Annotated in this window: 2 protein-coding genes and 1 pseudogene; 2 read left to right on the forward strand and 1 reads right to left on the reverse strand. The window is 70.1% G+C overall.

Annotation, left to right across the window (positions count from 1 at the left end; translation table 11 throughout):
- Positions 1–376, forward strand: a pseudogene (locus tag AOK18_RS26300) (amidase family protein); the annotation flags it as partial.
- A gap of 162 nt (positions 377–538) precedes the next feature.
- Complete coding sequence (locus AOK18_RS26305) at positions 539–1,516, forward strand: BRO family protein (RefSeq protein WP_055695960.1); 978 nt, start codon at positions 539–541, stop codon at positions 1,514–1,516.
- Between the two features lie 77 nt (positions 1,517–1,593).
- On the opposite strand, the gene AOK18_RS26310 is transcribed toward AOK18_RS26305, so the two are convergent.
- Positions 1,594–2,366, reverse strand: a 773-nt coding sequence (locus AOK18_RS26310) for a dihydrolipoamide acetyltransferase family protein (protein ID WP_240503317.1), incomplete at its 5' end; no start/stop codon positions are given.

The following is a 2,366-nucleotide window of genomic DNA, read 5'->3' on the forward strand; positions in this document are numbered from 1 at the left end:
CTCGCCCGCAGTCGCGCACGCCGTCGCCGCGGGCGAGGACATGCCGGCCGAGTACCTGGCATGGGCCCGGGACACCCTGGCCCGGGCGCGGAGCACGCTCGCCGAGCTGGTCCCGCCAGGGACCGCGCTCGTACAGCCGGCGACCCCGACCCCGGCTCCCCCGCCCGGCCCGGCCGGCACCGGCCTGGCCCTGCTGACCGCGACGGTGCGGCTGGTCTGCGCCGCGAGCGCGGCGGGCCTGCCGGTGCTGACCCTGCCCGGAGTGCGGGGCCCGGCCGGCCCCGTCGGGCTCAGCCTCCTGGCGGCCGCCGGAAGCGACCGCGCCCTGACCGCCGCGCTCGCCCCTCACGCCGCGCCGCACCACGGTTCCCCCTAGGCTCCCTTCCCTGTGCCGCGCCTCGGCCGAGGTCCGCCCTACACCCTCCCACCAGCTGATACCGCGGTTTTCGATCTTCTTCGCTCGCAGTCGTGAACATCCTCGAACCGGCTGGCATATGCCCTCCGCTCCGCTCTACGTTCCGCAGCGGAGGTGGTTCACATGAACGAACCCAGCAAACGAAAGAGTTCCACCGAGCGGCATGAGGCGATCGACGTCAGCGACTTCGTCTACGCGGCGACCGGCGCCCGGGTGCGAAGGCTGACGATGCCGGACGGGAAACATTGGTTCCCGGCGGTGGACGTCTGCAAGGAACTCGGCCACACAAACTCTCGGAAAGCTCTCGCAGACCATGTTCCCGACGGGCATCGAGAGATGCTCGAGACCGTAACTGGAGGTTACGGTCTCAGCATTCCCGCAGGTAGAGGGTGGCGTCGAGACTTGCACGTCATCTCTCTCCAAGGTCTCATCCTCCTCGTCAACGCCTGCACCAAATCGGCTTGCGCACCCTTCAAGCAGTGGGTCGCCGAAGTCATCGAGACCGTTCAGCACGAGGGTTCGTACTCTCTCGACAAGGCCGAGGTGCAGCCCGCCGAGCCCGGTGCCCCCGTCGCCTACGCCATGCCGGAGCAGGTCGCCGAAGCCATCGTCCGGCTGGAGGCGCACAACCTGCGGCTGGACGAGGAGCTGGCCGGCGGGCAGCGTGAGGCGATCGCTTTGCAGAAGGAGATGCTGACCGCGCACCAGGACGCGCTCGCCGTGCAACAGGCGACCCTCGCCGTCCAACAAGCCATGGTGCGGGCGATGGAACGCATCGCGGACCGGTTCGACACGCTCGTCCTCGAACGCCGGACGCCCGGGACCGCTTTCACCGCGCCGCCCACCACGGAGTCGGTACTGGCTCACTGGCGGGAGCGGTTGTCCGTGACCGAGGACGTGTGGGCGGTGGCCGTGGTCATCGCCCCGGTCCTGGTCGAGCAGGGTGAGCTGCGCGAGCCACTGGAGTCGATCGCCGCCCGCACCGGGCTTTCCGTGCACCGCGTCAACGAATGCCTCCGGCTGCTGCGCAAGCACGCCTGCATCCGCCCGCGGGGCGGAACCGAGGACGGGGCCCCGGTGTACGTACTCCCCCAGGCCTGAGCCCGGCACGGCGGGAGGGGCGTCGCAACGCGAACTTGCGGCGCCCCTCCCGCGACGAACCTACTCGGTCGCAGCCCTCACGCCCAGCTGATCAACCGTTTCGGCTGTTCCAGGATCGCGGCCACGTCGGCGAGGAACCTGGAGCCCAGTTCGCCGTCGATCAGGCGGTGGTCGAAGCTCAGGGCCAGGGTGGTGACCTGACGAGGCTTCACCTTGCCCTTGTGGACCCACGGCTGGAGCTTGATCGCACCGACCGCCAGGATCGCGGACTCGCCGGGGTTGAGGATCGGCGTGCCCGTGTCGACGCCGAAGACACCGACGTTGGTGATGGTGATCGTGCCCGCCTGCATCGCCGCCGGGGAGGTCTTGCCGTCCCTCGCCGTGGACACCAGTTCACCCAGGGACTCGGCCAGTTGCGGCAGCGTCTTGGCGTGGGCGTCCTTGATGTTCGGGACGATCAGGCCGCGCGGGGTGGCCGCGGCGATGCCCAGGTTGACGTAGTGCTTGACCACGATCTCCTGGGCCGCCTCGTCCCAGGACGCGTTGACGTCCGGGTTGCGCCGGATCGCGACCAGCAGGGCCTTGGCGATCAGCAGGAGCGGATTCACCCGCAGGCCCGTGAACTCCTTGTCCTGCTTCAGCTCCTCGACCAGCTTCATCGTGCGCGTCACGTCGACCGTCACGAACTCGGTGACGTGCGGCGCGGTGAACGCCGAACCGACCATCGCCGCCGCCGTCGCCCTGCGCACCCCCTTGACCGGGATGCGGGTCTCGCGGGCGGTGTCGTACGACGCCGCCCGCGAGACCCGCATCCCGGTCAAGGGGGTGCGCAGGGCGGCGGCGGCGGCGA

The sequence above is a fragment of the Streptomyces prasinopilosus genome, assembly GCF_001419695.1.
In the GTDB taxonomy this organism is placed as follows: Bacteria; Actinomycetota; Actinomycetes; order Streptomycetales; family Streptomycetaceae; genus Streptomyces; species Streptomyces prasinopilosus.